Source organism: Actinokineospora diospyrosa, assembly GCF_024171925.1.
Lineage (GTDB): Bacteria > Actinomycetota > Actinomycetes > Mycobacteriales > Pseudonocardiaceae > Actinokineospora > Actinokineospora diospyrosa.
The window spans coordinates 1-23,016 of sequence record NZ_JAMTCO010000024.1 but is presented as its reverse complement, the minus strand read 5'-3'; the positions used below and the strand labels follow the sequence as shown (position 1 = coordinate 23,016).

18 protein-coding genes are annotated in these 23,016 nt (G+C 71.2%); 5 read left to right on the top strand and 13 right to left on the bottom strand.

Annotation, left to right across the window (positions count from 1 at the left end; genetic code table 11):
* Positions 1 to 6: 6 nt before the first annotated feature.
* The 3 genes from LV75_RS34200 to LV75_RS34190 all read right to left on the bottom strand — a co-directional run bounded on the left by LV75_RS34200 (position 7) and on the right by LV75_RS34190 (position 3,183).
* Entirely contained in the window at positions 7 to 1,422 is a 1,416-nt protein-coding gene (locus LV75_RS34200) for an MFS transporter (RefSeq protein ID WP_253891717.1), read from the bottom strand.
* Positions 1,423 to 1,529: 107 nt separating this feature from the next.
* Positions 1,530 to 2,294, bottom strand: coding sequence for a methyltransferase domain-containing protein (locus LV75_RS34195; RefSeq protein ID WP_253891687.1), 765 nt, complete (start codon positions 2,292 to 2,294; stop codon positions 1,530 to 1,532).
* A 97-nt stretch (positions 2,295 to 2,391) separates the two neighbouring features.
* Positions 2,392 to 3,183: a glycerophosphodiester phosphodiesterase family protein gene (locus LV75_RS34190; protein ID WP_253891686.1), complete on the bottom strand. Its 792-nt coding sequence runs from the start codon at positions 3,181 to 3,183 to the stop codon at positions 2,392 to 2,394.
* Positions 3,184 to 3,250: 67 nt separating this feature from the next.
* Here LV75_RS34190 and LV75_RS34185 point away from each other — a divergent pair, with 67 nt between their 5' ends.
* Both LV75_RS34185 and LV75_RS34180 read left to right on the top strand, forming a co-directional pair.
* Positions 3,251 to 3,625 carry a hypothetical protein gene (locus LV75_RS34185; protein WP_253891685.1) on the top strand — a complete coding sequence of 125 codons (375 nt, stop codon included), beginning with the start codon at positions 3,251 to 3,253 and terminating at the stop codon, positions 3,623 to 3,625.
* A 99-nt stretch (positions 3,626 to 3,724) separates the two neighbouring features.
* Positions 3,725 to 5,620: a sensor domain-containing protein gene (locus tag LV75_RS34180; protein WP_253891684.1), complete on the top strand. Its 1,896-nt coding sequence runs from the start codon at positions 3,725 to 3,727 to the stop codon at positions 5,618 to 5,620.
* A gap of 1,171 nt (positions 5,621 to 6,791) precedes the next feature.
* Here the strand turns inward: LV75_RS34180 and LV75_RS34175 are convergent.
* Both LV75_RS34175 and lnt read right to left on the bottom strand, forming a co-directional pair.
* Positions 6,792 to 7,559: a polyprenol monophosphomannose synthase gene (locus LV75_RS34175; RefSeq protein WP_253891683.1), complete on the bottom strand. Its 768-nt coding sequence runs from the start codon at positions 7,557 to 7,559 to the stop codon at positions 6,792 to 6,794.
* Positions 7,560 to 7,579: 20 nt separating this feature from the next.
* On the bottom strand, positions 7,580 to 9,142 hold the full coding sequence (lnt, locus tag LV75_RS34170) for an apolipoprotein N-acyltransferase (RefSeq protein WP_253891682.1): 1,563 nt from the start codon (positions 9,140 to 9,142) through the stop codon (positions 7,580 to 7,582).
* Positions 9,143 to 9,284: 142 nt separating this feature from the next.
* On the opposite strand from lnt, the gene LV75_RS34165 reads away from it, so the two are divergent.
* Positions 9,285 to 10,181, top strand: a complete 897-nt coding sequence (locus tag LV75_RS34165) for a cyclase family protein (protein ID WP_253891681.1) — start codon at positions 9,285 to 9,287, stop codon at positions 10,179 to 10,181.
* Here LV75_RS34165 and LV75_RS34160 read toward each other — a convergent pair.
* Positions 10,166 to 10,570, bottom strand: coding sequence for a hypothetical protein (locus tag LV75_RS34160; RefSeq protein ID WP_253891680.1), 405 nt, complete (start codon positions 10,568 to 10,570; stop codon positions 10,166 to 10,168). The two genes, LV75_RS34165 and LV75_RS34160, sit on opposite strands and share 16 nt — an antisense overlap.
* 122 nt (positions 10,571 to 10,692) lie before the next feature.
* Positions 10,693 to 11,244 carry a PadR family transcriptional regulator gene (locus tag LV75_RS35340; protein WP_301320319.1) on the bottom strand — a complete coding sequence of 184 codons (552 nt, stop codon included), beginning with the start codon at positions 11,242 to 11,244 and terminating at the stop codon, positions 10,693 to 10,695.
* Between the two features lie 686 nt (positions 11,245 to 11,930).
* On the opposite strand from LV75_RS35340, the gene LV75_RS34140 reads away from it, so the two are divergent.
* Entirely contained in the window at positions 11,931 to 12,200 is a 270-nt protein-coding gene (locus LV75_RS34140) for a helix-turn-helix domain-containing protein (RefSeq protein ID WP_253891679.1), read from the top strand.
* Positions 12,201 to 12,469: 269 nt separating this feature from the next.
* Here LV75_RS34140 and LV75_RS34135 read toward each other — a convergent pair whose 3' ends face one another.
* The 6 genes from LV75_RS34135 to kdd form a co-directional block, all read right to left on the bottom strand.
* Positions 12,470 to 14,524 carry an AMP-binding protein gene (locus tag LV75_RS34135; RefSeq protein ID WP_253891678.1) on the bottom strand — a complete coding sequence of 685 codons (2,055 nt, stop codon included), beginning with the start codon at positions 14,522 to 14,524 and terminating at the stop codon, positions 12,470 to 12,472.
* 855 nt (positions 14,525 to 15,379) lie between these two features.
* Positions 15,380 to 15,769 carry a 3-aminobutyryl-CoA ammonia lyase gene (kal, locus tag LV75_RS34130; protein WP_253891677.1) on the bottom strand — a complete coding sequence of 130 codons (390 nt, stop codon included), beginning with the start codon at positions 15,767 to 15,769 and terminating at the stop codon, positions 15,380 to 15,382.
* Positions 15,766 to 16,515, bottom strand: coding sequence for a lysine 5,6-aminomutase subunit beta (gene kamE / locus LV75_RS35760; RefSeq protein ID WP_253891676.1), 750 nt, complete (start codon positions 16,513 to 16,515; stop codon positions 15,766 to 15,768). The genes kal and kamE overlap by 4 nt, the downstream gene beginning before the upstream one ends.
* Positions 16,512 to 18,104 carry a lysine 5,6-aminomutase subunit alpha gene (kamD, locus tag LV75_RS34120; protein ID WP_253891675.1) on the bottom strand — a complete coding sequence of 531 codons (1,593 nt, stop codon included), beginning with the start codon at positions 18,102 to 18,104 and terminating at the stop codon, positions 16,512 to 16,514. Before kamD ends, kamE begins: the two co-directional genes overlap by 4 nt.
* Positions 18,091 to 19,767, bottom strand: coding sequence for an amidohydrolase (locus tag LV75_RS34115; protein WP_253891674.1), 1,677 nt, complete (start codon positions 19,765 to 19,767; stop codon positions 18,091 to 18,093). Before LV75_RS34115 ends, kamD begins: the two co-directional genes overlap by 14 nt.
* 2 nt (positions 19,768 to 19,769) lie before the next feature.
* The gene (kdd, locus tag LV75_RS34110; protein ID WP_253891673.1) at positions 19,770 to 20,807 is read right to left on the bottom strand and encodes an L-erythro-3,5-diaminohexanoate dehydrogenase; all 1,038 of its coding nucleotides are present in this window, start codon (positions 20,805 to 20,807) and stop codon (positions 19,770 to 19,772) included.
* 163 nt (positions 20,808 to 20,970) lie between these two features.
* Between kdd and LV75_RS34105 the strand changes: the two genes are divergently transcribed.
* Positions 20,971 to 22,341 carry a KamA family radical SAM protein gene (locus LV75_RS34105; protein ID WP_253891715.1) on the top strand — a complete coding sequence of 457 codons (1,371 nt, stop codon included), beginning with the start codon at positions 20,971 to 20,973 and terminating at the stop codon, positions 22,339 to 22,341.
* Positions 22,342 to 23,016: the final 675 nt, after the last annotated feature.

Sequence of the window (23,016 nt, the reverse complement as noted above, 5' to 3'; positions counted from 1 at the left end):
GGGCGGCTACAGCAGGGCGGGCTCGGGGTTGCCCGCCGCCCGGATGGCCCTGCGGACCGGGACGAAGTACATCAGCACCAGCCCGATCACGAAGAACACCACGAGCGAGATGATCGCGTACCGGTAGGACCCGGTGGTGCTGGCCATCACCGCGAACAGCAGCGGCCCCAGCCACGACGTGGCCCGCTCGCCCATCTCGTACACCGAGAAGTACTGGGCCTCCTTGCCCGCGGGCACCAGCTGGCTGAACAACGACCTCGACAGCGCGTTCGTGCCGCCGAGCACCAGGCCGATACCGCCCGCGAGCAGGTAGAACTGCAGCGCCTGACCCGCCTGCACGAAGTAGGCGAAGCCGATCACCACCACCCACACCGCCAGGCTGGCCATGATCGTCTTCTTGGCGCCGACCCGGCGGGCGAGCAGGCCGTGCAGCACCCCGCCGAAGAACGCCACGAACTGCACGATCAGGATCGTGGTGATCAGCACGTCGGCCTCGAACTTGAGCTCCTCGCGGCCGTACTGGGCGGAGACGTTGGCGACGGTCGCGATGCCGTCGGTGTAGATCAGGTACGTGCCCAGGAACGCCAGCGTCAGCGGGTACGCCCGCGCCTCGCGCAGCGTGGTCCGCAACTCGCGGAACCCGGCGGTCAGCACCGAGCCCCGGGCGCCCTCGGCCGCGGTGCCCTGCGGCCGCTCGTGGTGCCCGCGCAGCCGCCGCAGCGGGATCAGGGTGAACAGCGCCCACCAGATGCCCGAGAGCACGAACGCGATCTGCGCGGCGTTGCCCGCCGTGATGCCGATGCTGTCGCGGAACAGGTAGATGACCAGCTGGATCGCCAGCGCCAGCCCGCTGCCCAGGTAGCCGAACGCCCACCCGCGCGAGGACAGCCCGTCGCGCTCGTCGGCCGTGGCGATCTCCGGCAGGAACGAGTAGTAGATCACCACCGAGGTTCCGTAGCCGATGTTGCCGAGGATGAACAGCACCACCCCCAGCCCCCAGTTGGAGCCGCTGACCAGCGACATCGCGATCGTGGCCAGCGAACCGCCGAAGGCGAAGGCGGCCATCATCGGCTTCTTGTTGCTCGAGCGGTCGGCGATCGCGCCCATCAGCGGCACGACCAGCACCTGGATCACGGTCGCGATCGAGAGCAGGTAGCCCCACAGGGAGCCCGCCGGGAAGTCCAGGCCGAGCAGGCTGATGTCGCAGTCGCGCAGCTTGTCGGTGTTGCCGTTGCCGTCAGCGGGGCACGGGTTGGGCCCGTTGCGGGCGGTGTCGGCCATCGCGGCGGTGGCGGCGATCTCGGTGAGGTAGAGCGAGCCGAACACGGTGGTGACCGACGTGGGGAACACCGAGTTCGCCCAGTCGTACCAGCACCAGCCCCGCTGCTCCCGCTTCCTGGCCGTCGGGCTGTCGTCCACCATGCTCAAGGCCGCCTCCGTGCGGGGGAACTGCAGTGGGGGTAACGCCGATCACGCAGCCGGGAGCGTACTGGCCGGGACCGGTCGGCGGACCTGTCGAGTCCAAACAGTCACTTGGCGGCTTTCCCGGCCACCGCACCGCTGGTCACGGCCTCGGCGGTGGTGGCGGCCGCCACGGTGCCGGTCGCGACACCGGTCAATGTGGACAGCGTGAACCCGCCGTGGTCGGCGACCGCGTCGCGCACCCGGCTCTCCACGACCGAGGCCAACAGGTCCCAGGTGACCCCGGCCGACTCGGGTCGCTGCGCCCGCAGCAGCGCCAGCGCCTGCGCGGTGTCCAGCGTCGTCGCACCGCGCACCGGGGTGAGTGCGACGTCGGTGAGGTGCCTGCGCAGCCACGCCTCGGCGTGGTCGAGGGAGAACCGCTCGTCGTCGTCGAGGAACGCGGGCGGGTCGACCACCCCGCAGTCGCGGGCCGCGGTCGCCCACAGCCCGCGCAGCTCCCTGCGGTGGGCCAGCGCGTTGGCGGAGATGACCACCCGGCCGCCGGGGCCGACGACCCTGGCGAACTCGGCCAGCGCCGCGTCGACGTCGTCGACCTCGTGCAGGGCGTGCAGCGCCACCACCGCGGCCGCGGTCCCCGAGCGCAGCGGCAGGGCGTCGACCTCGGCCCGCAGGTCCACCCCGACCACGACCACCGGGCCGCGGGCGCGCAGCGCGGCCAGGGTCGCGGGGTCGGCGCCGATGAGCACGGTCGGCCCCGCGCCGGGGGCGCCCGGGTCCGCGTCGAGGTCCTCGAGGGCCGCCACGACCGCGTCGACCAGTTCGACCTTGTCGCCTGGTCGAGTGGTGCTTGTCGCCGATGGGGTGGTCACCCGGAAAGAATGCCCGCTCCGTGCCCGTTTCGGGAGCACCACCGGGTGAATGTCGGGCGTTTCGGCGTGATCCGCACCGCGCGGGGTTGTCCAGACCTCACGCGCGCTGCCACAACCCGAGTTCGACGAGGACGTCCTTGAGCACCCGCGGCCGGTCGGTCATCAGCCCGTCCACGCCGAGGTCGAGCAGGTCGCGCATCTGCGCGGGCTCGTCGATGGTCCACACGTGCACCTCGGCCGCGCGGCGCTTGGCGGCGGCGACCAGCGCGGCGTCCACCACCCGCAGCGGCCCGTGCCGCACCGGGACCTGCGCGACCAGCGGCCGGGGGCCGGGTCGCAGCACCGCGGCGGGCAGTCGCCGCGCCGCCCAGAACGCGACCATCGCGCGCATCCCCATCGAGGTGAGCACGCCCGGCCCGGCCTGCTTGCGGATGCGGGCGAGCCTGGCCTCGGAGAACGACGCCAGGCACACCCGGTCGGCCGCCCCGGTCGCGCGCAGCACCTCGAGCACCGGCCCGATCGCCGCCTCGGACTTCACGTCGATGTTGACCCGGGCGTCGGGCAGTTCCTCCAGCAGGTCGGTCAGCCTGCTGACCGGTTCCCGCCCGCCGATCTTGGCCTGGGAGATCACGCGCCACGGCAGGGCGGCGACGGTGCCGGTGGCGTCGGTGGTGCGCTGCAGCGTGCTGTCGTGGTGCACGACGACGACACCGTCGCTGGTGGCGTGCACGTCGGTCTCCAGGTAGCGGTAGCCCTCCTCGGCGGCGCGGCGGAACGCGGCGAGCGAGTTCTCCAGGCCTGCGAGGTCGTCGTCGTGCCAGCCGCGGTGCACGAAGGCGCGCGGGTGGGGGCCGTCGAAGAACCCGTGGCGGGTCGGTGGCACTGGCACTCCCCGAGTGTGCCCCAGCGGCGTGGCGCTGCGGTGCACCCCGGGTGTCCGGATAGCGTCACCGGCCATGTCCTCGACCACATCGCACGCGGCCGCGCCCGCGACCGGTCGGCGCCGCCCCGGTCGGGCCAACCCCTGCGGGTGGTGCGGTGCCCAGTTGCCGGAGGAGGCGGGCACCGGTCGACGGCGCCGCTACTGCGCCCAGTCGTGCAGGCAGCGCGCCTACGAGCGGCGGACCGCGGTGCAGCGCGGCGGCCTCCCGGAGGACGCGGTGGTGCTGTCCACGGCCGAGCTCACCGACCTGCAGGACCGGCTGTTCCAGCTGCGCTGCGCCGCCGAGGACGTGCTCACCGCGGCCCAGGACGGCGCCACCCCCGCTGAGCTGGGCGAACTCGCCGAGCTCGTTCGCCGCGGCGCGAAAGACCTCGAGCGCCTGCGCTGAACATCACCGGTCCACTACGCTTCGTGCTCGTGTCCCCACGAGAACGGGTGAGGGGTTGGGGTGATGAGCGACACCGAGTGTGATACAACGACACAGCCGGTGACCGAGCAGGCTGTGGCCGAGACGGTCGACCCGGCTGTCCCGGCCGACGCGGCGGTCATCACCGGTGCGGACGCCGAGGCGATAGCGGCCGCCCCCGCCACCCCGGACCCGGGTGACACCCGGACTCCCGACGCGGCTGATGGCCCCGGTGGTGTCACCCGGCTCAGCCTGGTCCCCAACGGTGCCGCCCCGACCGCCGCGATCCCCGCCCTGGACGCCGCGGCCGTGCTGGCGACCACCGACACCGCGTTCGCGCTCACCGACCACCGCGGTCACATCGGCTGGGTCAACCCGGCCATGTCCGCGTTGCTGGGGTTGACCGCCGAGCAGAGCGTGGGCCGCGCGCTGACCGCCCTGCTGGCAGGCGCGCCGGACGGCCCGCGCGGCACCGACGTCGTCGTCTCGATCCCGCTGCCCGACGGCGGTGGCCACCGCTGGCTGGAGATCCGCTGCACCCAGGCCAAGCACGGGCAACTGCTCTACCGGGTCGCCGACGTGTCCCGCTGGCGCGCCCGCGAGCTCGACGCCGCGGGCCTCGCCGGGCACCAGGACGAACTGCTGCGCATGGTCGACGAGGACCCGTTGACCGGGCTGCCCAACCGGCGCGCGCTGACCAGGGAGCTGGAGCGGCAGCTGGCGCTAGGCGCGCGCGGCGCGTTCCTGCTGCTGGACTTAGACCACTTCAAGGACATCAACGACCTGCACGGCCACCCCACCGGTGACCGCGTCATGTGCACCCTGGCCTCCCTCTTACGCGACCGCCTCGGCGGAGTGCAGGGTCAGGTGCTGGGCAGGCTCTCCGGCGACGAGTTCGCCGCGGTGCTCGCCGACACCGACGAGCGCGAGGCCGTGGCGGTCGCCGACCGGCTGCGCAACGCCATCGCCGCGATCCCGATGAGCGGGGTGGCCGGTGCCAGCCGGATCACCATCAGCGTCGGGATCGCCACCTTCGACACCGGCGTCGGTTGGCAAGAGGTCCTGGCCAACGCCGACATGGCGCTCTACGCGTCGAAGGCGGCGGGCCGCAACCGGGTCACCGTGTACGAGCAGGGCCACTACAAGGACACCGCGCTGCGGGTCACCGTGATCGAACGGGTCCGCGCGGCCCTCAAGCACGGCGGGTTCGTGCTCAACGCGATGCCGATGGTCAAACTGGGCAGCGGCCGGGTGATCGGCCACGAGCTGCTCCTGCGCCTGGAGGACGGCCGCGAGCCCCGCCTGGGCCCGGGCGAGTTCCTGCTCGCCGCCGAGCGCAGTGACCTGGTCTTCGAGATCGACCGCTGGGTGGCCGACAAGGCGATCGAAACCCTGGTGGCCCACCCCTACCCCGGCCTCCGCTTCAACGTCAACGTCTCCGGCCGCACCCTCGAAGACGAGGACTTCGGCGGCTTCGTCCTCGACCGCCTGACCGCAGCAGGCGTCGCCCCCGGCCGACTCGGCTTCGAAATCACCGAAACCGCAGCGGTGACCAACCTGGACGCCGCCCGCAGCCTCGCCCAACAGTTACGAGCCAGCGGCTGCCGGATCACCCTGGACGACTTCGGCTCCGGCTTCGGGTCGTTCGTGCACCTTAAGCAGCTCCCGATTACCGGCCTCAAGATTGATGGCGAGTTCATCCACGGGATCGACTACGGCAGCCGGGACACGGTACTGGTTCAGGGCATCGTCGATATCGCGCGGGGGCTTGGGCTTTCGGTGGTCGCCGAGTGGGTCGAGCGGGCCACGCAGGTTGAGGCACTCTCGCGACTGGGTGTGCGGGTAGCGCAGGGGTTCCACCTCGGAGAACCAGAGCCATTGGACGCACTACTGGCCCGCCCACACGGCGCCTGGATGCGGCGCCCAACACTGATGACCGACGCGACGGTCGCCGCTCAAGCACGGGAACGGCCCTAGGCGTTCGGTTGCTGCCCTGCCACTTGGGGCGCCTGTCGGGCTGTTGAGGTCGCTTGCCTGCCGCTGGGGGCGGGTGTCGGCTGGTGGAGTTGGTTGTCCACAACGGCTCGCATTGTCCACAGGCTATGTTTGTTGCTCCCGTTTTGTCGGGGCTCCTCGGTAGGCTGTATATCGGGGGCTCTTGTGGCGGATGATCTTGTTCGGACCGCTGTTGCGGCGGTTGTTTATCCACAACGGCTCGCTTTATCCACAGGCTGCGCTTGCTGCTCCCGTTTTGTCGGCGGGCTCTCGTAGGCTGTATATCGGGGGGTCTTGATTCAGTTGATCTTGCGGGGGTGGTTGGTTGTCCACAACGTCTTCTGCTGTCCACAGGGTCTTGCTTGGCGCTCCTGTTTGTCGGGGTGCGGCGATAAGCTGTGTATTTGGGGGCTTTCGATCAGGTTGATCTTGACGTCAGCCGTGGCTGGGAGTGCGTCGCAAGGGATTCGGGCCTCCGCCTTCGGCTCCGGGAAACGCCTCGTCGCCTGGCGGCAACATCGGCGAAGATCCGCGATTTTCGAGCTCTGCTCGATGGGGCGAACTTGTTTTGCGCGGGGCCCCTACAACACCCGACGCAGAACCGCAAAGCAGGGGCCCAAAAGCAGGCCCTGCCGCGCGGAAACGCTACGGGTGCCGTCCCCCCACGCAAAACAAGTCCGCCCCATCGAGCCGGCCTGGCACCAGCGACTCCGACTGTCCACGCGCTGGGTTGGCAGGGCAGCCGAGGGCGGGCTGGGTTGGCACCGCCGGGTCCGAGTGTCCACGGGCTGGCACTGTGGGTTGGGGCGGGCCTGACGGCAGCTGGGATGGCACCGACAGGTCCGAGTGTCCAGGTGCTGGGCAGGTGGGCTGGGGCGGACCTGACGGGGGGCGGGGTGGCACCGCTGGGTCCGAGTGTCCTGGGGCTGGCCAGGTGGGCAGGGGCTGGTCCTGGCGGGGTTGGGCTGGCACCGGCGGCGAGCGAGGGGCCAGAGGCAGCAAGTGCAGGAATATGGAGCTGGCGTAAGAGCCTCTAAGAGCTCTCGGCGAGCGAGAGGCCAACCACACCAAGACGAAGAAGTTGCCCGGAAAGCACTGCGCGGCTGGTTCGGTCGTTCGAAGACGAAGGAACCAGCCGCGCAGTGAGGAGAGATCAGCCCTTGCGGGTGAAGAGGGACTTGAGTTGGGTCCCCCGGCGGCGGAGGCCCCACTTGGTGACGCGGAGGTAGGCCTCTCGGACGATGTTGCCGCTCATCTTGGACTCGCCGCGTTCGCGTTCGGCGAAGGTGATGGGGACCTCGCGGACGGTGAAGCCCGCTTCGATGGTGCGCCAGGCCAGGTCGATCTGGAAGCAGTAGCCCTGGGAGGCGACCGTGTTCAGCTTGAGCTTCTCCAGGACCTCGCGGCGGAACGCGCGGTAGCCGCCGGTGATGTCCTTGGGCTTGGCGCCCAGGGCGAGGCGGGCGTAGAGGTTGCCGCCGCGGGAGAGGAACTCGCGGTGCCAGGGCCAGTTCACGACCTTGCCGCCGGGGACGTAGCGGGAGCCCAGGACCAGGTCGGCGTTGGGCAGGGCGGCGAGCAGGCGCGGGAGGTCCTCCGGGGCGTGCGAGCCGTCGGCGTCCATCTCGACGATGACGGCGTAGTCGCGCTCCAGGGCCCAGCCGAAACCGGCGATGTAGGCGGCGCCGAGGCCCGCCTTCTCGGTGCGGTGCAGCACGTGCACGCGCTCGTCGGCGGCGGCGAGCTCGTCGGCGAGGTCGCCGGTGCCGTCGGGGCTGCCGTCGTCCACGACCAGCGCGTGGGCGTCGGGCAGCACCGCGTGCAGGCGCCGGACGATGGGCTCGAGGTTCTCCCGCTCGTTGTAGGTCGGGATCACCACCAGCACCGGTTCGAGCTGCCCCTGCCCTTGCGGCTGGTCCATCCGTTCGTTCCTCTCCGGCATCACTTCACCCGGCCGCGCCTGGCCCGCACCGCGGTGAACACCAGGGCGGCGAGCGCGACGGCGACCATGACCCGTTCGGGCCAGGCACCCAATCGGTCCGCAATGGTAGTGGCCGTGCGCAGCGGCACGCGCTCGACCAGCGCGGCGGGCGTGAACAGTTCTGTGCGCTGGCTCACCGTGCCGTCCGGGCGCACGATCGCCGAGACGCCGCTGGTGGCCGCGACGACCACCGCGCGGCCGTGCTCCACGGCGCGGACGCGGTCCATGGCCAGCTGCTGGTAGGTCATCTCGCTGCGACCGAAAGTGGCGTTGTTCGTCGGCACCGCGAGCAGGTTGGACCCGTTGAGCACCGACTCGCGCACGACCCCGTCGAAGGCGACCTCGTAGCAGGTGACCAGCGCCACCCTGGCGTCGTCCATGGCGAACACGGTCGCCTTGTCGCCGGGGACGAAGTTGCCAGCGCGCTCGACGGCGCTGCTGAAGATCTTGAAGAACGAGCGCATCGGCATGCTCTCGCCGAAGGGCTGCAGCTGGCGCTTGGTGTAGGTGTCGACCGGGCCGCGCTCGGGGTCCCAGAGGATCACCGTGTTGCGCGGCAGCTTGTCGTCGCCGACCACCACGGCGCCCAGCGCGATCGGGACGCCGACGTCCTTCGCGGCGCGGTCGATGAGCTGGTAGGCGTCGCGGTTGCGCAGCGGGTCGATGTCGGAGGCGTTCTCCGGCCAGATCACCAGGTCCGGCTGGGCGACCGCGCCGGAGCGGATGTCCGCGGCGAGCTGCTCGGTGCGCCGGACGTGGTTGTCGAGCACGGCGCGGCGCTGGGCGTTGAAGTCCAGGCCCGCGCGCGGCACGTTGCCCTGCACGGCGGCGACGGTCACCTCGCCCGCGTCGGCGTCGGTGCCCACCAGCGGCCCGGTGGCGATCGCGGCGACCAGCGGCACGACGACGGCCAAGGCGGGGACGACCAGCAGGCGGACCTCGCGCGCGGCGATCCGGCGCACGACCTCGCCGAGGCCGAAGCCGGTGAGGGTGACCGCGAACGCGATAAGCGGGGTGCCGCCGAGTGCGGCGAGGTAGAGGTAAGGGCCTTCGGGTTGGCTAAACGCGATCCGCCCCCAGGGGAACCCGCCGAAGGGGAACAGTGACCGCAGGTACTCCCCCGCGACCCAGATCAGCGCCGCGAACACGACGCCCCCGGGCAGCCGCATGACCAGCGGGACCGCCATACAAGCCACGGCGACCAGCAGCGCCTCGAGGGCGCTAAGCGGCAACCAGGCGACCGGGCCGACGAAGATCCCGGTCCACGCGAGCAGCGGCGTCATGAACCCGAGGCCGAAGAGGAACCCGTAGCCGAGGGCGGCCTTGAGGCGGCGGCCGTGCAGGACCAGACCGAGCACGGCGAAGCCCAGCGGCGCCAGCCACCACACGGTGCGCGGCGGCACGCTCAGGTAGACGAGGCCACCACCTGCGAGCGCGGCGAGCGCGCGGGCCAGCACCCAGGCTCTCGGCCGGGCTGGTGAGCCGGTGACCTCGGGCTCTGGGGTGACGGCGGGGGCGACCACGCGGTCAGCGTACGGGCACCCACCTGAGGCTCCGGTGAGGGGACGCACCGCAGGTCGGAGGCAACTCTCAAGGTGAAGTAGAGGGTTAGGGTGGCCGGAAACTCAGTCTGAAGTAGAGGGTTCACCCGCTACCGTCTTGACCGTGGCAGAACAGTGGCGCGTCGAGTTCGACGCAGAGGTGACCTTCCGCAACGGCGGCTCGTTGAGCGTCCAGGGCTTCCGGCTGGACTCCCCCACCGCGGAGCTGACCGACGCCGAGGCGGGCGAGTCGCTGGTGCGCCACCTCGGCCTGCTGATGGTCGGCACGGTGGCGGTGGCGAACCGGCGGATGATCGCCGAGCCGCACAAGGGCTCGCGCGGGGTCGAGGTCGCCACCCGCCCGGCCGCGCGGCTGGTCGACCTGAGCCACCCGATCCGCGAGGGCATGATCACCTACCCCGGTGTCCCCGGCCCCGAGATCAGCGACCACCTCAGCCGCGAGGCGTCGCGGTCGGTGTACGGGCCGGGCACCGAGTTCAACATCGGCCGGATCACCCTGGTCGCGAACACGGGCACCTACGTGGACAGCCCGTTCCACCGCTACCCCGACGGCACCGACCTGGCGGGCCTGCCGCTGGAGCGGTTGGCCGACCTGGACGCGGTGGTGGTGAGGGTCGCCGGTGACGGTGTGCGGGCGGTCGACAAGGCGGCGCTGCTGCCGTTCGACGTGGCCGGTCGGGCCGTGCTGGTGCACACCGGGTTCGACGCGAACTGGGGCACCGAGGCGTACTTCACCGACCACCCGTACCTGACGGCTGACGCCGCGCAGTGGCTCGTCGAGCAGGGCGCGGCGCTGGTGGGCATCGACAGCCTCAACATCGACGCCACCGACGGGCCGCACCGACCGGTCCACACGGCCCTGCTCGCGGCGGGCATCCCGGTCGTCGAGCACCTGCGCGGCCTGGAGCAGCTCCCCGCGTCGGGGTTCCGGTTCCACGCGGTACCGCCGCCGGTGGTCGACTTCGGGACCTTCCCGGTGCGGGCCTACGCCGTCCTCTGAGCGACCGGCCGGGTCGCGACGCGGATGCAGAGCACCAGGTGGACGAGGATGAACGGCGCCCAGCCGTAGCGCTCCCACGGGCTGCTGGATGCGGCGTTCATCAGCGCCCCGGCACCGAGCAGGGCGACGATCACCCAGGTGCCGACCCGCGCGACCTTCGGCGGCAGCGGGCTGTCGATGACACCACCGCGACGCAGGACGACCACCGCGGCGAACGCCCACAACACGATGGCGAAACCGCTGGCGACCCGCAGTCCGGTGGGGAGCTCGGCGGCGGTTCCACCCCAGGCAGCACGCCCCAGCGGCGCGCCCGCGGCCAAGGCGAGCTGAAAGGCCGACACAACGCCGAACATCGTGGCGGCGGCGATGGTGGTTCTCCTGCGGTTCACTGTTCTTCTCCTTCGGGCAGGCGGGGGTGGGGCAGATCGGCTTCGAGCAGCGCCCCGTTCAGGCAGGGCGGGCAGATCCGGCCAGGTGTGGGCTGGCCAAGATCAGGCAGGCCGGGATCGGACTAGTCAGCTCCGGGCTGCTCAAGTTCGGAAGGGGTGGCTTCGGGCAGCGCGGCGAGGGACTCCTCGGCCCAGGCCAGGGCGGCGCGGGCGGTGTGCACCCCCGCCGAGATGGTGATCAACGAGTACGGCGTGTCCGGCCCGCCCTCCCCGGCAACGGCGGCGCGCAAGGCGGCGAACTCGGCCAACTGCCGCTCCGCGTCGGCCTTGGCTTCGAGCAACAGCGCACGACAGGCCTCAGGCCCGAGCTGACGCCCGAAGAACAACCGCAACATCACCCCGTTCCGCGGCGGCACCCGCTGCGGTGGCTCGGCCAACAACTCCCGCAACCGAGCCACCCCCTCCCCCGTCAACTCAAACGGCGCGGCCCGGTCCGCCCTCCGCACGTACCCCCGCTCCTCCAGCCCCGCGAGGGTCGGGTAGATCTGCCCGAAGCTCTCGCTCCAGAAGTGCCCGAGCACATCCCTGATCGCCTCCCGCACCGCGTACCCCGTCATCGGCGCCACGCTCAACGCCCCCAACACCGCCACCTCCGTCTGACTCCGCCGCGCCATGCCACCCCTCTCTAGTAGATATATCTAACAGATACCACGCCGCGACCCCGCCGTCCACCTGGACCTCGGTGCCATTTCCCCGACGCGACCTCACAGCCGACTGGCGCCGATCGAAGTTGATGGCAACCCGGCCAGGGGAACTATGAGCAAGCAACTCCGGCCGCACGAGAGCTCTGTTCCGGAACAGAGCCCCGGCGCACCGCATTGGCAGTCCTCGACAACGCCGATCAGGCCGCCCAGGTCCGGCCGTTCGTGCCAGGCCACCGGATAGTCTTCGTGCGAGGCCATCGGATAGTCGCAGGACGCGATGGTTGTACCCGGTGCCGTGCGCCATGATGACCCGCAGATCGGCCAGCTCACCGTTGTATCCGTGGCGATGACCAGTCCGAACACGTTTGGAGTAGGACTACGTCGCGCCCAGACCGACTTCCCGGCACAACTCCCGGCCGCACAGCCCATATCGCTAATGTCCGCCGTCGTCGGGGAGCACACATCGCCCCGTTCGCGCGGCAGGCTGACCAAACACCCCTGACACGGCGATTGGCCGCCTGCGCTATAACTTGGCCGCAGCCAAACTTTGGCGATCAGCCGGTAGGCGGTCGCGCTCTCACAGCCATGCCAAGAGGCTATGACGATCTCGATATCCAGCACTGTCACACGCCGAACGATGTCCCGGGAGGTCGCAGGTGTCCGACATCAGGGGGCCATGGTCCCAGCAGCGCAAACTCCGCCTCGAACTCGGCCATGCTCGCAACCGTGCGGGTTTCTCACAACAGCAAGTGGCCGACGCCCTGGAGTGGCCACTGTCGAAGGTCATCCGCATCGAGCAGGGCACGATCGGGATCTCGATCACTGACTTGCGCGCGCTACTGCACCACTACCGGGTCCCTGAGGGCGCGGCCGTCGAGGAACTGCTCGATCTGGCGCGGAAACGATCGGAAGGTCGCTGGTGGTAGGCGTATACCAGGAACATCCCGCCAGGCTTCGCGAAACTGATGGATCCTGAGGACGCGACGACGCTGCCGCGGCAGTTCCAGGGGAACATCGTTCCGGGTTTGCTGCAGACCGAGGACGTGGCGCGCAGCGATCTCCACTTACCCACTACTCGATTCCGGAGTAGGGCCACTACATGACACGCTTGTCCGGCGAGTTCACGTCGAATAGTGCAATACGTCGAGGCGTTCGCCGAGGTGGGGAAGTCAGCCGTTCCCGCGGACCAGTGCGGTCAATCCTGCTCGGCCAAGAGGCGCTTGACTACCTTGCCGGTGGCGTTGCGGGGGACGGTGGGGACGAAGATGACGTCTCGGGGGACGGAGAAGCGTTCTAGGTGGTCGTGGACGTACTCGCGGATGGCGGTCGCGCCTAGGCGGGTGCCGGGTTTGAGGGCGACGTAGGCGGCGAAGCGCTGGCCGTATTCGCGGTCCGGCACGCCGACCACGGCGGCGTCGGCGACGGCGTCGAGGGCTAGGAGGAGTTCTTCGACGGGGCGGGGGAAGACGTTCTCGCCGCCGGAGACGATCATGTCGTCGTCGCGGCCGGAGACGAACAACCGGCCGTCGGCGTCGAGGTAGCCGCGGTCGCCGGTGACCATGAGGTCGTCGTGCATCTCGTTGCTGGTGCCGTTGGTGTAGCCCTCGAACAGCATCTCGTTGCCCACGCAGATGCGCCCGACCGAGCCGGGGCCGACCGGGGCGCCGTCGGCGTTCAGTATCCCGACGCGGGTGCCGACCGGGCAGCGGCCCGCGGTGGTGGGGGCGGCGCGCAGGTCGGCGGGGTCGGCGATGCTGGCCCAGGACACCTCCGTCGAGCCGTAGAGGTTGTAGAGGACGTCGCCGTAGGCGTCCATGAAGGACGTGACCAGCTGCCGGGACAGCGCCGAGCCGCTGGAGGCGACCACGCGCAGGCTGGAGGTGTCGTAGCGGGCGCGGACCCGCTCGGGCAGGGCCATGATCCGCTGCAGCATGACCGGCACCGCGATCAGCGCCGTGCACCGCAGTTCGGCGATCGCGGCCAGGGTCGCCTCGGCGTCGAAGCGGCGTTGCAGCACGAGGGAGGCGTGCAGCGGCATGCCCAACTGCATGGCGGCCAGGCCCCAGGTGTGGAACAGCGGCGCGGCGACCAGCATCCGCTCCCCCGCGCGCAGCGGTATCCGCGACAGCACCGCCGCGGCCGACCCCAGTCCGGGCGGGTTGCGGCGGCGCGCGCCCTTGGGCGTCCCGGTGGTCCCCGAGGTCAGCACGATGATCTTGCCCGCCTGCGCGGGCGGGCGGACCGGGGTGGCCCGCGACGAGGCGATGACCCCGTCGAGGGTCAGCTCCCCCGGACCGGCCGACCAGGTGGAGATCCACGGCAGCGACGAGGGCAGGTTGTGGAACAGCGGCGCGAACTCGTCGTCGGCCAGCAGCGCGATCGGCCGGTGCGCCTCGATCAGGTCGGCGACCTGGTCGGCGGACAGGCCGGTGTTGAGCAGCAGCACGTCCGCGCCGAGCTTGCCGCAGGCGATGGTCGACTCGACCAGCCCGGCGTGGTTGCGGCACATCACCGCGACCCGCCGCCCGGAGCGCACGCCGTGCTCGGCCAGCCCGTTGGCCAGCCGGGTCGTGCGCCGGTCGATGTCGTCGAAGGTGAGCTTGCCGCGCTCGTCGACCACCGCGACCGCGTCGGGCACCCGGGCGGCCGCGGCCCGGTAGCCGCCGACGAGGGTGGCGCCCCAGCGGGCCAGCGCGCCCAGCTGCCGCGCGACCCGGTCCGGCCGGCCGGGGCTGAGCACCCCGGCGCGGGCGAGGGTGCGGGCGACGGTGATCGTGGACTGGCCGCGGGCGGTCTGGTCGATGCGGGTGGGTGAACTGGTGATCGCCCGCCCGGACAGGTGGTCGTCGACCCGGCTGAGGGCCTTGCGGATGCGCTTGCGCAGCCACGGCGCGGTCAGCGCGGTCCCGGCGGTGATCCCCTCCGGCAACGACAGCACGACCTCGACGAGCGTGTCGTCCCCGCTGGGGTCGAGCCGGATGGACAGGTGGCCGCCGTCCCAGGCGGGCCCCACCAGCACCAGGTGCTCACCGGGCCGGTTGACCAGCACCTCGACCCGGTCCTGGACGGGGTCGCCGCCCGCGACGCTGAAGCGGACCCGGTAGCGGGGGCGCCCGGTGGCGGGTTCGCGTTCCGCGCAGGCGATCTCGCGGACGAACCGGGGGTACAGGCCGGGTTCACCGAGGACGTCCCAGACCTTCCCCGGCGCGTGCGCGAGGAGTTGCTGCACCTCGACGAGCTCGGTCGGCATGGTCCTCCGTTGACAGACAGCCGCAGGGGGAGACCGCTCACCGCCCCGACAGCGTTGTTCACACGTGGTTCCGGTTGTTATCAGCGAAGGGCTGACCGGCGCAAGCACAGTGTCCGCCGAACGGAGCAACGACGATCAATATCACTCACTCGGCGCAGTTGATCGGCTACTCGATCCCCGCTGGTGGGACCACGACCGTGCCAGCACCTCGGGTGGTAACACCCCCGCGCCCAACCGGCCCGCCCCGTTCCGGGGACCGCCCCCACCCGGCCCCGCCCCCCACCACACCACGGGGGGCGTCCCCAGTGCCAGTCTACCCGGCCTGACCTGCGCAGAGGGGGTCGACGGAAAACTGTGGACAGCCGATCGGGTTGTGGATAACCGCGACCTGGGCGTTCAGTGGTGGCGGAGGTCAAGTTCACCCGGAGGTGCCGAGGCAAGAACGAGGCTCCAGAACAGCGTGACGGCCGCTCACCTCGGTGGCAGAGGTCTTCCCACGGTCTTCCCGCGCGGACCTGACGGGAACCGCAATTCGCTGGCCGATCCGGCTACTCGACCGGTGGGAGCACGACCGCGCCGGTGGCAACACCCCCTCGGCGGCACACGCCCGACCGGCGCGACCCCGTTCCGGGGACCGCCCCCGCGCGGCCCCGCCCCCCACCACACCACGGGGGGCGTCCCCAGTGCCAGTCTACCCGGCCTGACCAGCGCAGAGGGGGTCGGCGGAAAACTGTGGACAGCCGATCGGGTTGTGGATAACCACGACCTGGGCGTTCAGTGGAGGCGGAGGTCAAGTTCACCCGGAGGTGTCGAGGAACCGGCGCCCGGTGAAGAGGGGCAACCTGCTCGGGAGGGCTACTGGGCAGCTGGGACCACGACCGTGCCGGTGGCGCGGGTGATCACGATTGGCGGGTCCAGCACGTCGGCCGCTGATGGGCCGCGCTCGGGGGCGGCTCGGCACACGACCCGGGCCTCGAACCGGACGCCCCGGGAGCGGGTGCCGACGCGGGTGAGGGTGGCGGTGGCTTCGACCACGTCCCCTGCTCGGAGCGGGGCCAGGAACTCCACGTCGGAGTAGCCGGCGAACAGGCCCTCGTCCCCGTCCGCGCGCACGCACAGCTCCGTCGCCACGTCGCCGAACAGGCCCAGGGAGTAGGCGCCGTCGACGAGGCTGCCGCCGTAGTGGGCGTGGGCGTGGGGGACGTAGCGGCGGTGGGTGACGGTGAGGCCTGGCTCGGCGGTCATGCGGGCTGCTCCTTGCGCAGGGAGATGGCGTGGACGAGGTAGCTGGCGACCTCGCCGGGGGTGGTGCCGCGGCTGAAGACGCGGTCGACGCCGAGGTCGGGGGCCATTCTCGGGTCGAAGCGGGGTCCGCCCGCGATGAGCAGGGGGCGGCGGGCGCCCATCGCCTCGCGGAAGGCGGCGGACATCTCCTGGGTGTTGAGGATGTGCGCGTCGCGCTGGGTGACGACCTGCGACACCAGGACCGCGTCGGCCTTCTCGGTGCGCGCCCGCTTCACCAGGTCGGGCACGCTGACCTGGGCGCCGAGGTTGACCACGCGCAGCTCGCGGTAGTACTCGAGGCCCTTCTCGCCCGCGAAGCCCTTGATGTTGAGGATCGCGTCGATGCCCACGGTGTGCGCGTCGGTGCCGATGCAGGCGCCGACGACGACCAGTTTGCGGCGCATGGACCGCTTGATCGCGGTGTTGACCTCGCTCGGCGGCAGCAGCGGGTACTCGCGTTCGACGACCTCGACCTCGTCCAGGTCGATGATGTGGCGCACCGAGCCGTAGACGACGAAGAAGGTGAAGTCCGGGCCGATGGGGTTGGAGTGCACGACCATCGCGGGCTCCATGCCCATCTTCTGCGCGAGCAGCAGGGCGGCGCCCTCCGCGCGCGGGCCGTGCGGGACGGGCAGGGTGAACGAGGTCTGCACCATGCCGTCGCCGCTGGTGTCGCCGTAGGGGCGGACGTGGCGCTTGTCGGTCACCGGGCCACCCCCTCGTCGAGCAGGTCCACGGCCGGGTTGACGTAGTCGTCGGACCGCGCGACCACGCCAGCGGCACCCTTGCCCTGGTCCGGCGGGCGCTTCATCAGGCCGAAGGTGCCCTCGGCGATGGCGTTGAGCAGGCCGTCGTCGACGATGCGGGCGAGCAGGTCGACGGCCTCGCCGAGGACCTGGTGGGCGCGTTTGACGATGAGCCCGTCCGGCGCGGGGCGGAAGTCCTCGACCAGTCCCCCGGCGGCGTCGAGGACGTAGCGGACGTTGGCCAGCGCCAGGTCGCGGTCGGACAGGAACGGCGTGACGACGGCCTCGGTCATCATGCCGACCAGCAGGATGGACTGGCCGGTGAGCGCGCCCGCGAGGTTGAAGAACCCGTCGAGCAGGTAGCCGTTGAACACGTCGCCGGTCATGTGCTTGGTCGGCGGCATCCACTTCAGCGGCGCGTCCGGGAACAGCTCGCGGGCCAGCAGCGCGTGCGCGAGCTCCAGCCGGAACGACTCGGGGACCTTCGGGTTGATCTCGAAGGCGTGCCCTAGGCCGAGCAGCTCGTCGGGCAGCCCCGCCTCGTGCGCGAAGTGCTCGTTGAGCAACTGCGACACAGTGACGGTGTGCGCGGCGTCCACGGCGTCGGCGGTGGTGAGGTAGTTGTCCTCGCCGGTGTTGATGATGATGCCCGCGCGGGCGTGGACCTGGCGGGAGAACCGCTGGTCGACGAAGGTGCGGATCGGGTTGATGTCGCGGAAGAGGATGCCGTACATGGAGTCGTTGAGCATCATGTCCAGCCGCTGCATGCCTGCCAGGACCGCGATCTCGGGCATGCACAGCCCGGAGGCGTAGTTGGTGACGCGGACGTAGCGACCGACCTCTTTGGACACCTCGTCCATCGCGGCCCGCATGATCCGGAAGTTCTCCTGGGTGGCGTAGGTGCCCGCGAACCCGTGGTGGGTGGCGCCCTCGGGCACGTAGTCCAGCAGCGACTGACCGGTGGAGCGGATGACGGCGATGATGTCGGCCCCGGCGCGGGCGGCGTTGGCGGCCTGCACCACGTCCTCGTCGATGTCCCCGGTCGCCACGATGAGGTAGATCCACGGGCGGCGCGGTGGGTCGCCGAGGCGGGCGATCATCTTGTCGCGTTGGGCACGGTTGCGGTCTACGAGCCGCAATCCCTTACCTACGGCAGTACGAGCGGCTTTAGCTGCACGAGTGGCATCCCGGCCAGTCGGGACGCGATAGGTGACTTGTCCGGCAGCAGTGGCCTCGGCGAGTTCGGTGAGGCTGCCGAGGTTGTGCTCGGCGAGAGCGTGGAACACCGGCCCGCACACGCCGTCCTGAAGACCGCAATGCTCGGCGACAGTGTCAACAACGCGGTTGACCCACGGCACGTCACCTGCGCGGTGAGTGCTGTCGGCGCCGGTTATGCCAGCCAGCCGCAAGGTAGCGCGCTCAACGGACACAGTGGTGTGCGAGCGCGCGATCTCGACCACCGGTGCCGCCGCCTTGGCCGCCAAGTGCCGGGCGGTGTCGACGACGGCGGGGTCCAGGTCGAGAAGCGGTGCGCGGTTACGTAGTGGCACTGCGGCTCCCTCCACTGTCGTGGCTCGTGCGGTCGTGGCTCGTGCGGTTGAAGATCGTGCGGCCGCGCAGGACGGTGCGCAGGCAGGTCGGCTGGGGCGCGCCGGAGTCCATCGGCGGCAGGCCGGGGACCCGCGAGCGCGGGTCGGTCGACCAGCGGCGGACCCGGTCGTCGGGGACGGCCACGACGAGTTCGGGCGCGTCCCACACGGCGAAAGTCGCGGGGGCGCCGGGTACGAGGGTGCCGGTGAGGCCGTCGTCGACCCCGGCCGCGCGCCAGCCGCCGCGGGTGTGCGCGGTGAACGCGGCGCGCGGGGACAGCCCGGCGCCGTCGGTGCGGTGGTTGACCGCCGCGCGCACGCTCGCCCACGGGTCGACCCTGGTCACCGGCGCGTCCGAGCCGAGGGCGAGCACGACCCCGGCGGCGACGAGCTGGGCGTACGGGTTGAGCGAGGTGCCCCGGTCGACGCCGAGCCGGGTCGCGTACATGCCGTCCGGGCCGCCCCACGCGGCGTCGAACTGGGGTTGCACGGAGGCGACCACGCCCCACTGGCCCAACTGCCCGGCCTGCTCGGGGGTGACCATCTCCAGGTGTTCGAGCCGGTGGCGGGACCCGGCCAGCGCGGGCAGCCCGACCCGCCTCTCGGCGAGGGCGAACCCGGCGATCACCTCGGCGGTCGCGGCGTCGCCGATGACGTGGAACCCGGCCTGGATGCCCGCCTCGGTGCACACCGCGAGGTGCTCGGCGATGGCCGCCGCTTCGAGGTAGAGCGCGCCGCTGGTGTCGGCGTCGGCGTACGGGGAGCACAGGGCGGCGGTGCGGGAGCCGAGGGCGCCGTCGACGAACAGGTCGCCCGCGAGGCCGCGGACCCGGTGCCGGACGGCGAGTTCGGCGGGCCCGATCTCGCCCCAGTAGCCGACGACCTCGGGCAGGTCGCCGCCCGCGCGGGCGAGCAGCGCGGTCAGGTCGTCGGCGCCGGAGATGTCGGGTCCGGCGCACTCGTGCACGCAGGCGATGCCCTGGGCGGCGGCGTGGCGCAGGAACTCCAGTTGGGCCTCGTCGCGCTGGGCCGGGGTGATGGCGTCCTGGGCGGCGCGGCGGACCCGGTGGTGCGCGTCGCGGGTCAGCGGGCCGTCGGGGTGGTAGCCGTCGGCGGCGGTGACGCCGGGGGCGCGGTCGAGCAGCGCGGTCGACACGAGCGCGGAGTGCACGTCGACCCGGGACAGGTAGACCGCGGCTCCCCCGGCGGCGGCGTCGACCTCGGCGCGGGTGGGCGGGCGGTTCTCCGGCCAGGTCGTCTCGTCCCAGCCGTGCCCCCAGACCAGCGGGTGCCCGGTGGCGCGGACGTGCGCGGTGACCATGGTCAGGCAGTCGGCCAGGGTGCGCGCTCCGGTCAGGTCGAGCCCGACGCGCAGCAGCCCGGCGGAGGTGGCGTGCACGTGGGCGTCGACGAAGGCGGGGGCCACGAACGCGCCGTCGAGGTCGACGACGTCGGCGTCCGCGTGCAGGGAGCGGCCGACGGAGTCCTGCCCCAACCACACGACCACGCCGTCCTGCACGGCGAGGGCGGTGGCGGACGGGTCGGCCGGGGAGTGCACGCGACCGCCGGTGTACAGGGTGGTGCTCGCGCGGGTCGGGGTCGTCGCGCTGTCTTGGGACGTCACGGCTACTGAGTCTCGCGGGCGGCGAACAGGGCGCGCACCCCGGGCTCGGCGCGCAGCAGGTCCAGGGCGAACGCGGCGTGGCCGGGGACGTAGCCGTTGCCGACGAGCATCCGGACGTCGGCGGCCAGCCCCTCGGCGCCCAGCGCGGCGGCGGGGAACGAGGTGGCCATGGAGAAGAAGACGACCGTGCCGCCGTCGGCCGTGGCCATGATCGCGCCGTGTTCGCAGCCGGGCACGTCGACGCACACGACGGTCACGTCGACCGGTGTCCCGACGGCGGCGTGGACGGCCAGCGGGTCGCGCGCGTCGGCGATGACGACCTCGTCGGCGATGCCCGCGGCCCGGACCGCGTCGGCCTCGTCGAGGGTGGGGACCAAGGCGACCAGGCGGGTCGCGCCCGCGCGCCGGGCGGCGGCCAGCGACAGCGAGCCGGACTTGCCGCCACCGCCGAGGACCAGCACGGACGCGCCCGCGCCCGCCTCGCGCACGACCCGGTCGGTGAGCGCGGGGGCGCCGCAGACGTCCATGACCGACAGCGCGATCCCGTCCGGCAGGTCGTCGGGCAGCACGGCGGCGATGGAGCGGCCGAAGAGGACGGCGGTGCCGCGGCAGGGGACCTGTTCGCTGAGCCCGTCCCAGCCGGTGAGGCCGTCGGTGATGCGCAGCGGGGTGAGGGTCAGCGAGACGAGGGACGCGACCCGGTCGCCCACCTCGAGGCCCAGCGGCGAGTCCGGGCCGACCGCGCGGACGGTGCCCAGCAGCATGCCGCCGGAGCCGGTGACCGGGTTCTGCATCTTGCCGCGCTCGGCAACGATCCCCAGCACCGCGGCGCGGACGGTCGTGCCGTCACCGTGCTGGTCGCGCAGCTGGCGGTAGGAGGCCGCGTCCAGGTTGAGCCGGTCGACGTCGAGGACGACCTCGTCGGCGTAGGGCTCGGGGTCGTCGTCGAGCCGGTGCGCCTGCTGCGGCAGCACCCCGGCCGGTTCGAGCACCCGGTGCAGCCCGAAGGGCGACCCGACCCGTGCGACCTGTGCGTTCATCCCCGCGCCTCTCCCATGTCATCCCGGCCATACGTCCTGTAGATTTTACGGAGTACACCCGCTCTGGCAGCATATCTTCACGCCACCCTAGCGGCTAGGAGCACATATGACTGCGTTGCACGACCTGCAGCAGGCCGACACGAGCGTGTCGGCCGCGGTCGAGATGGCGGGCCACCAGCCCTACGAGTACGTCCGCCGCGAGCTGGTCGAGCCGGAGTGGCGCCGCTTCCCGGGCTGGGCGGCGGTCACCGAGGCGCAGTGGCGCGACGCGCAGTGGCAGCGGGTGAACTGCGTCAAGAACGAGCGCCAGCTGCGCAAGGTCGTCGGCGACCTGCTCGACGAGTCGTTCTACGCGGAGCTGGCCGCCGACCAGCGCGACCTGGCGACGATGTCGATGTTGCTGCCGCCGCAGATGCTCAACACCATGGCCCCGACCGCCTCGGCCGCGGAGTTCACCGACGCGTTCTTCGCCGACCCGGTGCGCCGCTACATGCTGCCGGTGCGCTCCGACCGCGACCCCGAGTGGCCCAGCCACCCGCACTCGGCCCGCGACTCGTTGCACGAGGCAGAGATGTGGGTGGTGGAGGGCCTGACCCACCGCTACCCGACCAAGGTGCTCGCCGAGCTGCTGTCCACCTGCCCGCAGTACTGCGGGCACTGCACCCGGATGGACCTGGTCGGCAACTCGACCCCGCAGGTGGACAAGCACAAGCTCGTCCTCAAGCCGGTCGACCGCCAGGACCAGATGATCGACTACCTGTCGCGCACCCCCGGCGTCCGCGACGTGGTCGTCTCCGGCGGCGACGTGGCGAACGTGCCGTGGAAGCAGCTGGAGAACTTCCTGATGCGGCTGCTAGACATCGAGACGGTGCGCGACATCCGGTTGGCGACCAAGGCCCTGGCTGGCCTGCCCCAGCACTGGCTGCAGCCCTCGGTCGTGGAGGGCCTGGAGCGCGTGGCCCGCACCGCCGCCCGCCGCGGCGTGAACCTGGCCATCCACACCCACGTCAACCACGCGCAGTCGGTGACACCGCTGGTGGCCGAGGCCGCGCGGACCGCGCTCGAGGTCGGCGTGCGCGACGTGCGCAACCAGGGCGTGCTGATGCGCGGCGTGAACGCGACCCCGGAGGCGTTGCTGGACCTGTGCTTCGCCCTGCAGGGCGAGGCGAACATCCTCCCGTACTACTTCTACATGTGCGACATGATCCCCAACGCGGAGCACTGGCGGGTCGCGGTGTGGGAAGCGCAGGAACTGCAGCACGCGATCATGGGCTACCTGCCCGGCTACGCGACCCCCCGCATCATCTGCGACGTGCCGTACGTGGGAAAGCGGTGGGTTCACCAGGTCACGGAATACGACCGCGAACTCGGGGTGTCGTACTGGACGAAGAACTACCGGGCAGGCACCGAGCGCGACGAGGCATCGGACGCGGCGGCGATCCTGAGTCGGCGCTACCCGTACTACGACCCGATCTCGACCCTCCCGGCCAGTGGACAGCAGCGGTGGCGGGACGAACCCGACTACGAGGGGTAAGACCCCCGGCGGTCGCCCAGGTGCGCGAGGGCCATGTGGGCGGCCGCCGCTCCCTGTTGGGTTGCTGGGCGGTTGGCGCTGACAGCGGCTGGGGGTGCTTGAAGGGTGCTCGGCTGTCCGCCGGGCGCTTGGGGGTGTGCGGGGCGCTTGGTTGTCCACAACGGTTGTGGTTGTGCACAGGCCTTGTTTGCTGCTGCCGTTTTGTCGGAGTGCGTCGGTAGGCTGTATATCGGGGGCTCTTGCGGCAGATGATCTTGTGGTGCTGTTGTTGTTTATCCACAACGGGTTCGCTTGTCCACAGCCCGCGTTCGCCGCTCCCGGTTTGTCGGTGCGCGTCGGTAAGCTGTGAGGGTTATTCAGAGGTGGACTCACCCTCGCCTGGCGATCATGAAGGCCGGGGTGGGTTGACGTAGGCGGCGGTCCATTTGAGAGGATCTGGTTACCACACCAAAGAAACTCACCAAACGGACCGCCTGACATGTATCATACCACTGGCCTGACGCGCGAGTCCGTCGAGAACCTCTGCGCCGCGATTCACCACCAGGTCGGTGATGGTCGGCGGCCGTGGCCGCCGGTGTTGGGTTTGTTCACCTCGTTGGTCGTCACTTTGACGTATTTACGGCGGAATCGTGTCCAGGCGGAGTTGGCGGAGACCTTCGGGGTGTCGCAGTCGAC